General features: G+C 45.7%; 14 protein-coding genes and 2 pseudogenes. 8 read left to right on the top strand and 8 right to left on the bottom strand.

Annotated features, from left to right (window positions below; all coding sequences use genetic code 11):
• Window positions 1-63 precede the first annotated feature (63 nt).
• The 3 genes from B9A32_RS16865 (at window position 64) to B9A32_RS16855 (ending at window position 5,079) form a co-directional block, all read left to right on the top strand.
• A complete protein-coding gene (locus B9A32_RS16865; protein ID WP_170923879.1) occupies window positions 64-1,230 on the top strand; it encodes an efflux RND transporter periplasmic adaptor subunit in 1,167 nt (388 codons plus the stop codon).
• A 30-nt stretch (window positions 1,231-1,260) separates the two neighbouring features.
• Window positions 1,261-4,404 carry an efflux RND transporter permease subunit gene (locus B9A32_RS16860; protein WP_084071138.1) on the top strand — a complete coding sequence of 1,048 codons (3,144 nt, stop codon included), beginning with the start codon at window positions 1,261-1,263 and terminating at the stop codon, window positions 4,402-4,404.
• Between the two features lie 423 nt (window positions 4,405-4,827).
• Window positions 4,828-5,079: a prevent-host-death protein gene (locus B9A32_RS16855; RefSeq protein WP_084071137.1), complete on the top strand. Its 252-nt coding sequence runs from the start codon at window positions 4,828-4,830 to the stop codon at window positions 5,077-5,079.
• Window positions 5,080-5,554: 475 nt separating this feature from the next.
• Here the strand turns inward: B9A32_RS16855 and B9A32_RS16845 are convergent, their stop codons facing one another.
• From B9A32_RS16845 to B9A32_RS16825, 4 genes are all read right to left on the bottom strand, one after another.
• Window positions 5,555-6,643 carry an alkene reductase gene (locus B9A32_RS16845; protein ID WP_084071135.1) on the bottom strand — a complete coding sequence of 363 codons (1,089 nt, stop codon included), beginning with the start codon at window positions 6,641-6,643 and terminating at the stop codon, window positions 5,555-5,557.
• A gap of 344 nt (window positions 6,644-6,987) precedes the next feature.
• Window positions 6,988-8,343 (bottom strand): type II toxin-antitoxin system HipA family toxin YjjJ, encoded by a 1,356-nt coding sequence (gene yjjJ, locus B9A32_RS16840; RefSeq protein WP_084071134.1) that lies wholly within the window; start codon window positions 8,341-8,343, stop codon window positions 6,988-6,990.
• 521 nt (window positions 8,344-8,864) lie between these two features.
• On the bottom strand, window positions 8,865-9,461 hold the full coding sequence (locus B9A32_RS16830; RefSeq protein WP_332308532.1) for a DUF2238 domain-containing protein: 597 nt from the start codon (window positions 9,459-9,461) through the stop codon (window positions 8,865-8,867).
• Between the two features lie 302 nt (window positions 9,462-9,763).
• A complete protein-coding gene (locus tag B9A32_RS16825; protein ID WP_084071131.1) occupies window positions 9,764-10,930 on the bottom strand; it encodes a Fic family protein in 1,167 nt (388 codons plus the stop codon).
• A gap of 378 nt (window positions 10,931-11,308) precedes the next feature.
• Between B9A32_RS16825 and B9A32_RS22215 the strand changes: the two genes are divergently transcribed.
• The 5 genes and pseudogenes from B9A32_RS22215 to B9A32_RS22195 all read left to right on the top strand — a co-directional run bounded on the left by B9A32_RS22215 (window position 11,309) and on the right by B9A32_RS22195 (window position 12,703).
• Window positions 11,309-11,593 (top strand): transposase zinc-binding domain-containing protein, encoded by a 285-nt coding sequence (locus B9A32_RS22215; protein WP_232367211.1) that lies wholly within the window; start codon window positions 11,309-11,311, stop codon window positions 11,591-11,593.
• Window positions 11,590-11,658, top strand: a pseudogene (locus B9A32_RS22210) (hypothetical protein); the annotation flags it as partial. The gene B9A32_RS22215 and the pseudogene B9A32_RS22210, both read left to right, overlap by 4 nt.
• 102 nt (window positions 11,659-11,760) lie before the next feature.
• Window positions 11,761-12,132 carry a transposase gene (locus B9A32_RS22205; protein ID WP_232367210.1) on the top strand — a complete coding sequence of 124 codons (372 nt, stop codon included), beginning with the start codon at window positions 11,761-11,763 and terminating at the stop codon, window positions 12,130-12,132.
• Window positions 12,035-12,358: pseudogene (locus B9A32_RS22410) on the top strand (transposase); the annotation flags it as partial. The gene B9A32_RS22205 and the pseudogene B9A32_RS22410, both read left to right, overlap by 98 nt.
• Before the next feature lie 39 nt (window positions 12,359-12,397).
• On the top strand, window positions 12,398-12,703 hold the full coding sequence (locus B9A32_RS22195; RefSeq protein WP_232367212.1) for a hypothetical protein: 306 nt from the start codon (window positions 12,398-12,400) through the stop codon (window positions 12,701-12,703).
• Between the two features lie 91 nt (window positions 12,704-12,794).
• Here B9A32_RS22195 and B9A32_RS16815 read toward each other — a convergent pair whose 3' ends face one another.
• From B9A32_RS16815 to B9A32_RS16800, 4 genes are read right to left on the bottom strand one after another with little or no spacing between them, the layout of a single operon-like run.
• Window positions 12,795-13,883, bottom strand: coding sequence for a S41 family peptidase (locus B9A32_RS16815; protein WP_084071130.1), 1,089 nt, complete (start codon window positions 13,881-13,883; stop codon window positions 12,795-12,797).
• Between the two features lie 4 nt (window positions 13,884-13,887).
• Complete coding sequence (locus B9A32_RS16810) at window positions 13,888-14,385, bottom strand: hypothetical protein (RefSeq protein ID WP_084071129.1); 498 nt, start codon at window positions 14,383-14,385, stop codon at window positions 13,888-13,890.
• A 17-nt stretch (window positions 14,386-14,402) separates the two neighbouring features.
• On the bottom strand, window positions 14,403-15,080 hold the full coding sequence (locus tag B9A32_RS16805; RefSeq protein WP_170923878.1) for a glycine zipper domain-containing protein: 678 nt from the start codon (window positions 15,078-15,080) through the stop codon (window positions 14,403-14,405).
• Window positions 15,081-15,104: 24 nt separating this feature from the next.
• Window positions 15,105-16,901: a hypothetical protein gene (locus B9A32_RS16800; RefSeq protein ID WP_084071127.1), complete on the bottom strand. Its 1,797-nt coding sequence runs from the start codon at window positions 16,899-16,901 to the stop codon at window positions 15,105-15,107.
• Window positions 16,902-16,903: the final 2 nt, after the last annotated feature.

The raw sequence follows: 16,903 nt of genomic DNA, 5'->3' as shown, positions 1-16,903 counted from the left end.
GGTGAGAACAGATAGGGTGGCATTCAACGAATAATGCATTTATTAAACATTTGGAAAATTGAAATGAAATACTATTTTTTACTGTTTACATTAATGGTCTTTTTTTGCAGCGGCTGTACCCAGGAGTCACAGACACAATCCCAGGCAGATACAAAAACAGCCATTCGGCCGGTGCGATACATTACCCTGAGCTCGGAAAGCGTTGATCAGAGCCGCACCTTCAGCGGCACTGCCAAAGCAAGTAATGAATCTATCCTCAGTTTCAAAGTGGCCGGAACCATCAAGTCCATTCCTGTTAAAGTGGGTGACAAAGTAAAAAAGCACACGCTGCTGGCTGAGCTGGATAAGACCGATCTTACCGTGGGGCTGGAATCGGCAAAGGCAGGCCTTAAAACCAGCCAGGCCGATGCCAAATCTGCCCAAACCACGGTGAACACCGCCCGATCCAATTATCAGCGTATTCAGAATCTTTATGAAAATAACAATGTTTCATTGAGCGAATTCGAGCAGGCCAGGGGGGATTATGAAACTGCCGTGGCCCAGCTTCAGGCGGCAAAATCACGTATTAATACCGAAAACGCCAAATTAAAATCGGCCCGGAATCAGCTTCAATATACCCGTCTCAATGCCCCGTTTGAAGGAATCATCAGTGAGATTCCTGTGGATGAAAACGAAGAAGTTTCATCTGGTGAGGCCATTTTAACTTTGAGCGGCCTTGGTAATCTTGAAGTGAAGATAAATGTTTCTGACATCTATATCAGCAGAATGGGCAAGGGCATGGCCTGTCATATCACCTTTCCGGCACTTCCCGGTATAGAATTTCAGGGCCGTGTGGCAGAAGTTCCCTACGCTGCAATGGATGCACCCACCTATCCTGTCACCATTGTCATCCAGACCGGGGATGATCGCCTCAGGCCCGGTATGGCAGCCCGGGTTCGATTTTATTTCGGGGATGCGGCTTCCACCGGTGCCCTTTATCTTCCTGTGGACGGGGTGGGTGAAGAAAATGGAGAAAATTTTGTTTTTGTCATCACACCGGATAAAAATAACGGCCAAAAGAATCAGGGAACGGTGCAAAAACGCCCTGTTACCATTGGTGAACTCACTGAAAACGGATTTCTGGTGAAGTCAGGGCTTTCATCCGGGGATATGGTGGCAACTTCGGGGCTGCAGCTGTTGATGCAGGGAATGGCCGTTAAATTGCTGAATGATCCGGTCAATGAATGGTAATACAAGCGCGATAAAGGAGTGATGAGTAAAATGAATCTGACACAGTTTGCCATTCAAAAAAACCGTATTTCCCTCAGTTTGCTCTTTATTGTGGTGGTGATGGGTATGGCCCTTTACCCCGATCTTCCCAGGGACAGCATGCCGCCCTACACTGTTCGGGTGGCCACCATTGTTTCCAGTTTTCCCGGAGCCAATCCCCAGCGGGTGGAACTTCTGGTGAGTAAAAATATTGAAGAGGTGGTGCAGGAAATTCCCGAAGTGAAAACCATTTCCAGTCAATCCCGTACCGGTCTTTCTGTTGTTACGGTGACCCTGAAAGATGAAGTGGGACCGGATGCCCTTCAGGATGTGTGGGATAATTTACGGCGAAAACTGGAAGATATGCAAACCCTTCCCCAGGGGGTAACACCGGACCTCAACGATGATGATGTGGGTGTGGTTTATGGTATTATACTGGGACTTTTGTCCGACGAATTTTCCTATGATGAAATGGAGGATGTGGCCAAACGAATCCGGGACGATCTTATCACTTTGCCGGATTCAGCCAAGGTGGTGCTGGGGGGTATCCAGGAACAGCAGGTGCTGGTGGAATTTGACACCACCCGTCTCAGTGAATACGGCCTCACCGCAGGCAAGCTCAATGAGATCATCCGGGGTATGAATATCCTGGATTCCGGCGGGGAGATCAATGTGGGCAATAAGCGGTTGATTCTGGAGCCCACAGGAAATTACGATACCGTTGACGCCCTTAAAAAAACAGTGATACCGGTGGGTAACAGCGGTGAGACCGTTTATCTGGACGCCATCACCCATATCCGCAAAAGCTATAAATCACCGGCAACCGCTCTTGTGAGGGTGAATGGAAAGCGGGCCATCTCCCTTGCGGTTTCATTGAAAGAAGGTGCCAATATCACTGCCATGGGAAAGATGATTGACCAGAAAATTGTGGATTATAACCGTCGTCTTCCCCTGGGGCTTGAGGTCCTTCGCCTGGCGTCCCTGGACGGCTTTGTTTTAAAATCCATTGATGATTTCATCAGTAATCTGTTCCAGAGCATCGCCATTGTTATGGTGGTGATGTTGATTTTTTTGGGTTTTCGAACCGGGATTGTTGTCTCCAGTCTCATTCCCCTTGTGACCATCATGACTCTGATGCTCATGGGGGTTATTCAAATGGGACTCAATCAAGTTACACTGGCTGCCTTGATCATGGCTTTGGGAATGATGGTGGACAACGGTATTGTGGTGTCAGAATCCATTATTGTGAAATTGGAAGAAGGGAAGAAACGGCTTGCAGCTGCTGTGGAAACCTGCAAAGAGTTGATGATTCCGCTTCTTATTTCAACGCTTACCACCTCTGCTGCCTTTCTTTCCTTTTATCTGGCGGAATCGGCCATGGGGGATATTGTGGGGCCCCTTTTTGTGGTGATCTCCTTTGCCTTGGTTTCTTCCTGGATTGTCAGCCTCACCATTGTGCCGCTGCTGGCCTACTGGATAATGAAGGTTAAGCAAAAAAATACCGGCAATATGAAACAAGATGGCCTCAATGGTCATGGTTCGGAAGGGAAAGAAAAAAGAAAAATCAGTAAAAAAAATTCTTTGTTTGATGTGTTAACAACGGCTTACCTGTTTGTTCTGAAAAGTGTTCTCAAGGTTAAGATTTTATTTGTATGTGCCATGTTGGTTCTTTTTGCTGTTTCATTAAAGGGATTTGGCATGGTGCCGTTTATCTTTTTTCCCGACAGTGACCGGAATATGGTCACTGTGGACATTAATCTGCCCCTGGGTACCAGAATAGAAAGAACCCTTGAGGTGGTCCAGGGCATTGAAGATCATATATTTTCCCATCTTAAAACCGGAGCGGATCGACAAAAGGGCATTGTGGACTGGTCTTCCTTCATCGGTAAGGGGCCGGAATCCTATGACCAGGGATATACAGCGGATGAAGCCAATTCCAGCTATGCTCACATCCTTGTGAACACCAGCAGTGGTGAGGACAATGCCTTTATTATTAATGAGCTTGATGCATTTTGTTTTAATGCCTTTCCCGATGCCGATATCCGGGTGGCACTTTTGGGGCAGGGCGGGGGGGGAACCCCTGTGGAAGTGAGAATTTTCGGTTCAGACCAGGCCACCCTTTATCAATTGGCCACCCAGACCAAAGAGGCGTTGATCCAGATCCCGGGAACCAAGAACGTCATGGATGACTGGGGACCAAAACTGTTAAAATTTGTCATCAACATTGATGCGGCCAAAGCCCAGATCGTGGGCGTGACCCATGAAGATATTGCGGTGAGTCTTCAGACCCAGCTCACCGGTTACCAGGCAGGTACGTTCCGGGAAGATCAAGACAGTCTGGCCATTGTCATGCGAAGCCGTCACTTTACCCAGGAAACACTGCAGGGGCTGGAAAACACCAATGTGTTTGTTCAATCCACGGGAAAGCCGGTACCATTAAGTCAGGTTGCCCGTATCATACCCCAGTGGGATTACGCCAAAATCATGCATTATGATCTGTCCAGAAGCATCACGGTGACGGCCCGGATCAAAGCTGGCTTCACGGCTGCACAAATAAATAAAGAGATCAATGCATGGCTTGCCAAAGCTTCTGAAAAATGGCCCAACCACTACCGTTTCGAGCTGGGGGGGGATGAAGAAAATACCCAGGAAAACATGGCTGCCGTGACCAGATATCTGCCCCTTTCCGGGTGCATTATTCTATTATTGTTGATTATACAGTTCAATTCCATGCGAAAAACAGCCATGGTGGTGACCACCATTCCATTGGGCATCATTGGGGTGGTGATCGGACTGATTGCGTTTAGATCCTATTTTGGTTTTATGGGCTTTCTGGGGGTGATCTCCCTGGCAGGAATTGTCATCAATAATGCCATTGTGCTTATTGATCGCATTGAAATCGAACAGATGGCGTTTGGTCGTCAACCCTCCGATGCCGTGGTGGAAGCATGTCGTCAACGGTTTCGTCCCATTTTACTCACCACCTTGACCACCACCCTGGGGCTTATTCCCCTTTATTTAGGTGGCGGTTCCATGTGGGAGCCCATGGCCATTTCCATTATGATCGGGCTTTTGTTCGGCACCACGATTACGCTGCTGTTTATTCCGGCACTTTACAGTGTCCTTTATCGGGTGAATCATTTTCACCCAGAGTGACCATTTTAGAAATAGCAATGATTTCACCTTTACAGTCGGATATGATTTTTCAAACATTGGGATAACGGAGCTGAATTCATGTGCAGTGATCTGAAAGATTTAAAGTGCTTTTACCCACACCGTTTTTTAATGACTCAATTTTCGGGCTTCATTTCAAAGCCGGCATTTTTAAATGTACCGATGGGCTCAGTGTGCCGACGGGGTCAGGCTTTTGTTATTGATGTTATCGACCAAGGCCTTTGCCAACGAAAAAAGCCTCGATAATGTCAATAACGTGAAAATCTGCGGTTTATCCGTCAGCATTTTTTTTGTTTTAGTTATTTATACTTTTTGTTCTCTGATATTTTTATTTGACGTGTGCTCTAAAAAGCATTATATATAGTACTATAAAAAGTTTTTATAGAATAAAAATAGGGGATTTTTATGAATACTATAACGGCAAACCAACTAAAAACAAAGGGAGTCTCTGTAATTCAAAACAATCTTTTGCAGAATCAGGAATTGGTGATCACAGTTCGTGGCAAAGAAAAATTTGTTGTAATGAATATGGAACATTATAATTATTTACGAGAGTGTGAATTAGATGCTGCTCTTCACCAGGCAAAATCTGATTATGAATCTGGAAGCTATATAACCGAAGATGTAGAAGCCCATATCAAGAGAATTACACAGTGACTTATACCCTCATCTATACAAATAGTTATATTAAAAGGGCTTCTAAATTTGTTAAAAAGCACCCTGAGTTAGTGTCTCAATATGAAAAAACGCTGAAATTGTTGGAAATTGATCCAACTCATCCTTCATTGAGACTCCATCCATTGAAAGGGAAATTGAAAGAATTGCATTCCGTATCCATTAATATTTCTTATAGAATTACCCTTGAATTTGTTCTTGTTAACAAAGAAATCATCTTGGTGAATGTTGGGCATCATGATGAAGTGTATTAAATTTAATCGTCACTTTGCAATTTTTGGTAAATGCTTCTTAGAAGCCCAATTTCGGGGTCAAAATGGGGCCACTAAGAGCCATTTTTGAGGGTTTCGTAGAAAATTATCTATTATTAACAGTGTGTTGCAAGAATTTCCTCGGTCCGACCCCATCTGCTGCTGTACTGATACAGAACTGAACATGGAAAATTTCCAATAATCGGTTAATCAGATGGATTATAGGGCGAATAATCTGTATACCCTTCAGGTCCCGGGGAGTACCATAAGGACATATCTTCCGAAGGGTTCAACTGCCAGCCATTCTTTAACCGTTCCGGCAGATCCGGATTGGTAATATAGGGTCGGCCAAAGGCAGCCAGATCCGCATCACCATTTATGATCCGCTCTTCAGCCGATTCTTTTGTGTATCCGCAATTGCCCACAATGACACCTTTGTATATCTTTCGGAACTCTGACAGGGTCATGGGTTCGCCTTTTTCATGAAAGCCAAAAGCAAGCCCATCCATAATGTGCAGATACCCCAGGTTCAGTTTATCCAATTTTCCTGCCACATAAAGGAAGGTCTCCCTGAAATCACTGCTGCCCATATCGTTGAAAATACCATTGGGTGATATCCGGACACCCACCTGTTCCGGTGACCAAACCTCTAAAGTGACATCAAGGACTTCCTTTAAAAACCGGAATTTATTTTCAGGGCTGCCACCGTATTCATCGTCCCGGAGATTTGTTTTTGAATCAAGGAACTGGTTGATCAGGTAGCCGTTGGCTGCATGTACTTCTACCCCTGAAAAACCCGCTTCTTTCGCATTCACAGATGCCTTTCGGTAGTCCGCCACCGTGGTTTTGATTTCATCAATGGTCAAGGCACGGGGTGTTTCATACTCTTTTTTTCCCAACGGCGTATGAATACCGTCACCTTCCAGCCTGACAGCAGAAGCCGAGACCGGTAGATCGCCATTGTGGAAATCTGAGTGGGAGGCCCTGCCACAGTGCCAGAGCTGTAAGAAGATCGGCGTCCCTGTGGATTTTACTTTCCGGGTGACCTTCTTCCATCCTTCTACCATTTTGCTGTTATATATTCCCGGGGAATCAATCCATCCAATGCCTTGTTCCGAAACCACGGTGGCCTCCGTGATGATTAACCCGGCTGATGCCCGCTGAAAATAGTACTCGGCCATTAAATCATTGGGTATGCGCTCAGATCCGGCACGTCCCCGCGTCATGGGAGCCAGTACAATCCTATTTTTTAAATCAATATTTTTTATTGAGAGAGGATCAAATAAACTTTTCATGTTGAAATTCTCCTTGATTAAGACGGTTAAGTTTTTTAACCGTGACTTTAAACATGGTCATTTTACAGGTGTAATGCAATACCCAACTCCCAGTTTTTGATACCGCCTTGCTTTCAATGGTAGGGTAAGCTGGCTGACCAAAAACCATTTGATCAAGATTACCGAAAATAGCGTCAAGGCTGTCTGCCCGTCCTCACTTTGGTAGATCTCAAATTGTTTTTTTCACTCAATCTTGTTTTTCCGTTTCAAAATATTCATCGCATTTTTACATTTATGGGATATCATATAATCTTCTTTTTTTTCTTAAAAAAGTATAACACCCCAAATAAGCGGTATCACCCGCTTCATTTGGATTGTTGAATAATGGGTTCAAGCGGATTTCCCTGGTCTAAGAAACGTTTAAACTCTTCTGAGATCCTCTCATCTTTCGTAACATTGTTCCAAAAGGTATGTGCCAGTCTTTTTAACCTTTCAAGTTCCTCCTGACTGAAATTTGCATCCGGGATATCCGATGCATCAAAAAGGAAGGGTTGGGCTTCTCCTCCGCTTTTAGGTGCAAACCCCATTGAGCACATATCATAGCATGGCAATAGTCTGAATGAATTCCGTTCCATAGTTAAACTTAGATTACCTGGATGCATGTCAGTATTGTTAATGAGCTGGCCAAAATACCACAAACGCTCAGTTGTTAGTACATCCTGTTCAGGAACCAAATTCTGAGTGAACAATTCATTCATAATTTTAGGCCAACTATGACCAAGTCCTACAAATTCATTATCAATAGATTGCAATGAAACCATTGAAGCACGACCAAACTCTCCAAACCTGTCAAACCTCTGCGTTTCCAGAAACAAGCGTCCATCCATTTCAAAAAGGTTGGTTTCAGCAGACAGGTAGATACTCTCTCTTATGATTCGGGATGCATGATATTCGGTAACTAAAATATCTCTCCACCTTTGAGCGACGTCATTATTGCCTTTGGGTGAAAATTTAACAATTACATGAGACCTATTACCGCTTGCTGCAGGAGATGGATGGTCACTTTTGAAAGCCGTGAATTTGGGTTGTTCCCCTCCGGCGGATGATCCAGGGAGTTCACCTTTCATTACGTTTTCTGCGAGCTTCGGGTAATTATTAATAGTAACCGGGGTTGCTCTCCGACGGATACGTATAAACGCTTGTTCGCCAAATATAAAATTCCCGGGCAGATCATCGCCATTGGAGATTAAGTATTTTCCAATATGCTTGTTTGTCCACTGCCTCGGATCAGATGGGAAATCATCATGCCATTTTGAGATTTCTCGGGCAACCTGCCGACCCAAATAGCCTTGTGGTCTCAGATCGTATAGAAAATATGGTAGGCCGTCATACAGACCGTTCCCACGCTCTCCCAGTAAAAGATTAGAAATTGAATGCAAGGGCTCCAAAAAAAATCCCCCGTGAATCAATGGGCGAATAAAGGCAACGACCTTAGCCTTCCCGGTATGATCAATAATACCTAAGGGGATTTTATCATCAGCGCCAAATGCATTGCAGGTTGCAGCATACCTGATTAAGCGCCCTTCTTGTATTTGAACAACACTATCGCGCATCTCCCTTAGCCTGCGCGCAACCGAACTTTGACTAAGACCGGTTGCGGCCTGAATTTCTTTCGATGTGGAGGGGCCTCGTCCTATATATTTTTTTATTGTAAGGGGCACAGCAGCACTCTAAATAATTATTTGGTTTGTATTCTGAATAATTAAATTAGTTGAAATATATACGATATGGAATATAATATCAATATCTTAAATGCTTTGTTGTGAATATTTTGACGCAAATGTTGACTAATAAAAAAACAAAAACATGATCGGTAAATTGATTCAGGCAAAATATACTTCATATTTGCTTTGCATTGGATACTGAAATGCTATTTTATGGAGTTGCAGAGCTGTTGCAAAAAGAACTAAAAGCGTTTTGTCAGATAGTCCCGTCCATAAAGAATGCACGGCTATCAGATGCACCAAAAATATTTGGTTATGAGCAGAGACTGATATCTGTCAAAGAACGTGGGTGAAAATTTATTACCCGGCCACGGCCCGGTAAATTTAATTGTCGCACAATATTGGCAGTGCAAGGATGTGGGGCGAAGGATTTTCAGGGCATACTTACCCCCCTGGGCATGAAATTTCACATACATTGGGACTTCGGGAAGGTCGTGTTGAATATTTATCCTGATTTTCTATATAGCTCTTTTGGGCCCCAAAAAATGGAAAATCACTATCGCGAAAATTGCACCAAGAGTGTCTGCAACGATATCTTTTTGGGCATCCCATATATCTCCTTGGGATCCCAGAACCTCGATCCCAGCCTTTGGGTCACCCAAAATTGCAAATTGCCATTCCATAACTTCATAGGTTCCGGCAAGAGACATGATGGCAAATAATGCAAATAAGTAGGTAATAACTTTTGAATTTGTGAGTTTTTTACACGTCAATAATTCTGCTATTGGAAATGCGTAAAAACCTACGGTAAAATGTGCAATTCTGTCGTAATGATTTCTCTCAAAGCCGAAGAAATCAGTGAACCAGTCAAAAGGAACTGCCGCAAAAGTATAATAACCTCCAATTGTATGCATAAATATCAAAAAAGAAATAAGAAAATAACTCAGGTTTGAAAATCTAAACCATCTGTATGTAACTACAAAAAGTATAACTATAAGTAAAATTGGCAAATTTTCAGCAAACCATACTTCTCTTCCACTTAGAGGCTTAATTCCTAAAATGATAAACAGTATTAAATAAGCAATAAGGAGGATATGAGGAAGTTTGTTGTGCAAGAATACCATAATATGATTCCCTGTTTTTAAGTCATTAATATAATGAAGAAAAAGATTTAGTTAAAAAGTGATTTTTTTAGATTATAGTAGACATAAAATCATGCCTTTATCTCGTATAATTATGTTTTTTATTAATTCCATATTTTTTTGAATTGAACCCTCAAAATCACTGGCTTGCCTGTGTGGATTTTGTTTGTTGAAAATAAATTTTCAGGATAAGGTTAAGTTTGACAACCATGTGTTGAAAGGATTTGCTCGGTCCGACCCCATCTGGGACATCTGGTCGACCCATCTGGACCCACTTAACGGGGTAATTCGGTCCCTTCGCTCATGATCCGGATATACTCTGCATAAGAATAAAGGCGATTACGCTTCTGGCCGGTTATTTCTTTCACTATACCAAGCTGTTCAAGTTCACGCAGGCAGGCATTAACTGTAGCCGGTGCAAGTTGCGTTTTTTCCTGGACCCAATTCGGTGAAGCCATTGGGCGCTCGAGCATTGCCCTATGAACGAGATGGGCCGAACCGGATATACGTTTCAGTCCGTTAATGCGCAGCCCATCTTCAGCAGACAGTTTCATCAGTTGCTGAGCGGCTTCAACGGCCTTTGTTGCTGTATGAATAACGGCATCGGCAAAGAAATCGAGCCAAGCCTCCCAGTCACCGGTCAGCCGTACTTCGTTCAAAAGTTCATAATAACGTTTTCTGTATGTTTTGAAATAGAGGCTGAGATACAGCATCGGTTCCTTGAGAACTTTTTCAGAGCATAGCAATAGAGTAATGATCAAGCGGCCGAGACGACCATTACCATCAAGAAACGGATGGATGGTTTCAAACTGGACATGTGCCAATGCCGCTTTGATCAACACCGGAGTTTTTTCCGGCAGATCATGTAGAAACAGTTCCAGCTTCCCCATACATTCTTGAAGATATTCAGGTGGTGGTGGTACAAAAGCGGCATTACCGGGGCGACTTCCACCAATCCAGTTTTGACTTCTTCGAAACTCACCAGGATCACATTCTTTGCCACGGCCTTTCGATAGCAATACACTATGAATCTCTTTCAGCAACCTGAGCGAAAGAGGAAAATCCTCTCCAAGTCGTATGAGACCATGATTAAGAGCGGCTACATAGTTGCTTACCTCTTGCACATCATCTAAAGGAACTCCGGGTTGATGTTCGAATTCAAACATTAGGAGGTCTGAGAGTGATGATTGAGTGCCCTCGATCATAGACGAGAGCACTGCTTCCTTGCGCACATACATATAAAGGAAAAGCGATGTATCTGGAAGCAGTACTGAGACACTGTCCAAGCGGCCAAGGGCTAACAGAGCCTGGTCAAATTTTTCCCTGAGTTCGGATGACCATTCAATGGGAGGTGCCGGTGGCAACGGGGCTGGAACGAATGCTTGAGCCTTTTCTCCAACTGTCGATATATTGATATATTGGCCTTGCAGATCTCTGTTCATATTTTTATTTCAATTTTTGAATTAACCACTTTCTTATTTTAAATTACTGTGCAACGTAAAATAACGCCATGCCGACAGATTGTCAAGGAGCATTCCACAATTGACCGGATTTGTGCCAGGCTATGCTTGAACTGACGGGCAGTGCCGGACTGGGCTTCAACCATTCTGACACCCAGCGATGAACCCAGTTGTTTGTTCACGCCGCGCAGCGGCGTGCCCCCCCAAAAACCGCAAACATCTGCGGCTTGTCCGTCAGCATGTTTTGGTTTGCTATTCAGTTTTTTATTTTCTTTGTGTTTGCTTTATGCAACAAGTGTTGTATATTTTCAATAAACGTTTTGTCTCCATCCTGCACACAAATTCTGATTTTCTTTTGGTATGTTTAAAGATTTTACCACCATTAACGGTTTCGCCATGGCCCAAGTAACAACATACAATTTAGATGTTTATCAGCCGCGTAACCCTAAGGCAAGCGCATATTATCAGTGTGTTGAAAATCCTTTTGAAGAACTGGAACGGGCATGGGACGGCATGTACGCATCCCGCCTGGGATTCTGGCGAACATACGTTATGACCGTAATTTTTAAATACCTGGACTGCGGGGATTTTTATATGGGTTTTGCCAGGCCCGGTGTGAGGAATGCGGCCACGAATACCTCCTGACATTCTCCTGCAAACGCAGTCAGTTCTGTCCTTCCTGCCACCAGAAAAGAGTCATTGAATACGGTGAGTGGCTGCTCTCTAATGTGCTCAAGAATGTACCCCAGCGGCAGTGGGTATTCAGTATTCCCAAGCGGTTAAGGATTTACTTCCTCTTCGACAGAAAACTGTTGGCAAAATTTTCCATATGTGCCTGGAAGGTTATCAAAGCCTATTTAAAATCATACGCTTCTGATGACAGTGCAGTCCCCGGCTCCAGTATTGCAGTTCAGGCCTACGGAGATTTTTTAAATTTCAATCCCCATCTGCATGCCATTGTTTCCGATGGCTGTTTTTTTAAAGATGGGGATTTTCAAATGGTTCCTGGGTTCATGCTGGAAGACCTGGAAGGCATCTTTCAGTATGAGGGTCTCAAAATGCTTAAAAAAGAGTGTAAAATAACGGATGCCATCATTGAGAATATGCTTTCATGGCGCCATTCAGGTTTCCATGTCTATATCGGTAACAGGATCTTTTCCGAGTTTCTGCCCTTCAGGGTATGACCAGGTAGGTCTCGGTAATCTTTCCCGTTACATTATCCGCGCCTGTTTTTCCCAGGAACGTATGGGCTATATCCCGGCAAAAGATTCCCATGACGGTACTGCCAAGGTCATATATAGATCAAAGGATCGGAAATCCCGAAAAGTTTTCAACGCACTGGACTGGCTGGCCAGACTTACGACGCATATTCCCGGCCGATATGAGCATACCGTCCGTTATTACGGTCATTATTCGAACAAATCCCGGGGTATGAGGAAAAAGGCAGGGATGGATGATAGCATTCCTGCTGTTATGCCAAATGAGATGACATCCAAAGAATCCCGGCAGAACTGGGCACGTCTGATTCAGAAGATTTATGAAGTGGACCCGCTGATCTGCCCGAAATGCTGGGGGCAGATGTACATCATCAGTTTTATCGAAGAACTTGACATTATCGAAACAATATTGCGCCATCTTGGACTTTGGGATATCCGTAACCATGATCCGCCAAAACCTTCTATTTCCAATTTAATTCCAGATTTGGTTTACGACTTTTCCGATTCCCAAATCCCGGCAGTCGATTATTGGAACTGATTTTTTGATGATAGACGGTTTTCTGGCCGCCCGGATGAATTAAAGACCTCAGATGAAATAAAATAAACAAAATTGGGCCGAACTTTCTTTTTTATTTTAATTTTTCCTGGGTGATACGGACCCAGGCCTTATCAGAGTCTTGGATTTCAACCTTGGGCTTGAGCCCCTTGTTTTGCCAGCTATAGCCTTTTGGACCGGATAACCGGCCCCTGCTGATGATGAGTGCAGACCCGTCGGATAACTCCATGACCTTCTGTGTCAAGGCTTTTCCGTAGGTTATAGACCCAAAATTCTGGGCCGTATTGTTGGCAGTCAGGCCGGCGATCAACACTTCCGAGGCAGAGGCGGTAAATCTGTTTTGCCATATGCCAAGTTTTTTGCCGGTCCAGATACGGCCCCTGGCGGTATAGCTTATCTTACCCGTATTGGTTTCCACGGTGAGAATCTTGGTGCCCGGGGCCAGAAACAGGCCAGCAATATCCACGGCGGCAAAGAGATCGCCTCCTGAATTATTACGCAGGTCCAGCACCAGTTGCCTGCTTTGATCAAGCGTATCCAACACCGCTTTTATTTCAGGTAAGCTTTGGGGTGTAAAATGGCTGATACGAAGAATATCAAGTCCGCCTGCCCGGCTTAACCAGATTGACCGGTCCTGGAGGGGGCGTCGTTCAATAGCCACCAACAACTGACTGCGGTTACGAGTCACCGTCAACTTTACCCGGGTATTCTCCTCTCCCCGGATGGCGCCTGCCACCCAATGAATGGATCTGCCGGCAACCGGTTGACCATCCACAGCCACCAGTTTGTCCCCCTGTCTTATGCCCCCGGCCTGAGCCTGACTTTTCGGCCTTGGCAGACAATAAAAAAGGTTGTCCCGCTGGATAATGTCCATGCCGACACCATGGTAGCGAAAATTCTGGGATAGCTTCCACTGCCGGTATTCTGCCGGAGATAAATAGTCACCATAGGGATCAGATTGCTTCATATATGCCTTTATGGCTTCGGTGGCAATCCGTCCCGGACCGGGCGAATCAAGGGCATGTTTCTTGATTTTGGTCACGGCCTCAAAAAAAGTCAACATGGCCTGGTTGTTGGTCCAGGCCATATTGCCGGCATGGGCCGGGATGTGCAGCCCCGGCCACAAAAGCAACCCAAAAACAAATATGGATACAAGCCTCATCTGTCTACAAGGCGCTTAAGGCTTCGGCCTCTTTCAGAAGTTTATCCATACGCTTTTGTAAACGGTCAATTTCAGCCTGCTTGGCCGAATCAGAGGCACTGGAGTTATTGGTTTTTATGGTATTGGATTGTAGATCGGCCACCTCATTTTTCAAGCGTTTCAACTCCTTTTCCTGTGCGGCATTGGCGGCTTTGGCCTGGTCCAGCTGATTTTGTAATTTACCGCTTTTGGCGTAAAGCGTCGTGAGTTCTTGTTTCAATACCTCCTGGCGGGACTGTTTTTCCTGCTTGCTGGCCTCCAGCTGCCGCTGCTCGTGTTTGGCCTGCTCAGTAACGGCCTCGGTTTGGGAAAGGCTTGCTTTTCTTTGTTCAATTCGTTTTTCATAGGCCGTGGGATTGTAGCTGAACAAACCGCCTTTGCGGGGATCGGTCTCGGTTGAAACGCAGGCCCCAAGATTCAAGAGTATAATCAGGGCACCAAAAATGCGAATAATGATAGTCATGATCAATACCTCCCGTGTTAAACAGCCATCCGTCCGGACAGGCTGGCCAGGTTCTCGCTATACTGTTCCAGTTCGGAGATCAGGGTCGAAAGCTTTGCAATCTCAGCGTCCAGGGCTTTGGACTGGTCTACTGAGCCCTTCTGGCCTACCTGGGCCAGGGCCTGTTTCTGGGAATCCAGCTCAAACTTTGCCCGGGCCAGCTTCTCGTCTGTTAATTTTATGGTCTCATCGATATTCTTTTTCTCGGCCAGCAAGGTGTCTTTACTTGCCTGTTTGGCCGCGTACTGCTGCTTGAGTTTACGGGTCTCGACATCCAGCTGGGCAATATCATTGCGAATTTCGTTATTGTATGCCAGGGTCTCCTGGTTGATCTTGCGGGCACTGGCGATACACTCATCCAGCCAGTCTTCTTCCTTGGCGTATTCGGCCTTTTTGGAGGCCACATGATCGCCATAGGAATATCCGGCGACACCGCCGGCTGCTGCCCCGATAGCAGCGCCGATCAAGGCGCCTTTAGAGTCCCCCCCGACCAGTGCACCAATAAGTCCACCCAGAACCGCACCGGTACCGGCACCAACAGCAGTCCCCTCGTTCCGGGTTCTCTGACCGTCTGTGGTGGTACCGGTGGTGGTGCATCCCATCAAACACATCGCCAAGATGAGAACCCCGGCAATAAAACGACACATACCAGACATATTCATACTCCTTTTTTATTGGCCTTATCTTTCCATGGGAAGGATAAGAGATTCATTATTGTCAAATCTTATGACAAGCTCCAATTGTTCTTTTCCCGCGGCAATGGTGTGATTGTCCTGGAGCCAGAGGTCCAGTTTTTCTTCTTTCTTGCCCAGGGTATATCCCAAAGACCCGTCTGTCAGGTTAATGGGTTTATTTTTTTTAGTCACTGCCACAAGCCAGACCCTGTTTTCCGGGATGGTATCCCATATGGCATTTGGGGTCCCGGCCTGTCTGACCACGAGGCTGGCAATCGTTTTATCCGGGGCCTCAATCTCCAGCCTGAGCTGGCTGTCCGGGGAACCGTCTCCCTGGAACCTTTCATTCCGGCCCACAAAATCACCAAAACCCTTTACCTTTTTCAACTTGATCCTGGCCTTTACACTGCCCGTGGATGCAGTCCCCAAAGTATTTTCAGGGGGTGGTCCCTCCGGGGTGACCACATCCTGGGTCCCCGAAGAGGAGACTGGCGGGTCTGCCTTGGCATACTCCTTTTGGGGAATACCCGCGGGTGAATAGCTGTAGGTTCCGCTGCCAAGATCCGAAAGTTCGGGTATAGCGGGAACAGGTCCGGCAGATCTGTCCGGCGGATCTGATTTGCCGCTGTCTATTTTCAAAGAATTTAGAGAGGCGTCTAAAATATCCCCATATTTCTCATCTTCGAGAACCGTTAAAATGCCCAGCGGCTTCCCGTCCGAGGGGGTGTCCTCAAACAGAATCAGCCGGGTCTTGGCTTTTCCGCCTTTACCCAGACCTGAATATTCCACCGCATCCAGCCCACTGATCTCTATCTCTTTTTTTGTCACTCCGGTCATATATTTTAATTGTTTTTCACCGCCCTTTTCCCTGACAACAGTTATTTCTGCCAGTCTGAGCCCCACTTCGAACCTGCCGCTTCCCTTGCGGATCTTGCTCTCCCAGGTATCCGGGACCTGGAGGCTGATTGGTCCCAGGCTGTATTCCTTCCATGACGGTCCCGGGTCAATGGTGCCAGGACAGCCAAGGGGCTCATAATGCTCGCCAAACTCCTGGCCGCAGATGGGCAGGGCAAGCCAAGCCACCCGACGTTCTATCCATCCCTCCCGGTTCCATCCGTCATTGATTTTGCCGTCAACAATCATTTCTCTTTTGATTTTGTAGAGCAGGCTTATTTCGATCACCACAGGAGCGGTCAGATCCGGGCCGCGTTTGTCTTCAACAATGGAAGGGATCCAGCTGATCTCCATGGTATCCTTGTTTTCAACCAGGCTGATCTTTTCTCTGTCCTTATCAAGGGTAACGTCCCCCTGGTCGTTGGTGATTCGCATATGGCAAATGCGTTTAATGGCCTGGTATCTTATATTGCCGGCTAACCCGCCTGCCCCGGACAGGGGCATTGTGATCTCCTCGGGCAGTGGGGCGACAAGTTTTATCTTTACGGGGGTCCCCACAGACTGGATGGCTGTCAGGCGAAGAAACGGGGTTTTATAATATTTATCCGCATTGGGGTTGTATTCAATTTCTCGTTTCATGCCCGTTTCTTTGTATTTTTCCCAAAAATAGGCGGCCACAGGATGCTCTTGGGGCAAAGGCCCCCAGAGGCCCTGAGTTTCAATGGTCACAGGCAGTTTCAACTCAAATTTTCCAGACCCTGTCTTTTCCGCTGTATCAAATTCAAAAAAAGGGATATCGGTCAGGCTTAACCCGTCCATGGGTATGCCCTGCTCAAGGGCATACCCTGGCACCAGGTACAAAAGGACAAATGCCGCACTGATTAACACCAGCTTCCAATTTTTTTTCAAGA

It is taken from the genome of Desulfocicer vacuolatum DSM 3385 (assembly GCF_900176365.1).
GTDB classification, from domain to species: domain Bacteria; phylum Desulfobacterota; class Desulfobacteria; order Desulfobacterales; family Desulfobacteraceae; genus Desulfocicer; species Desulfocicer vacuolatum.
This window is presented reverse-complemented; position numbering and strand designations above follow the sequence as displayed.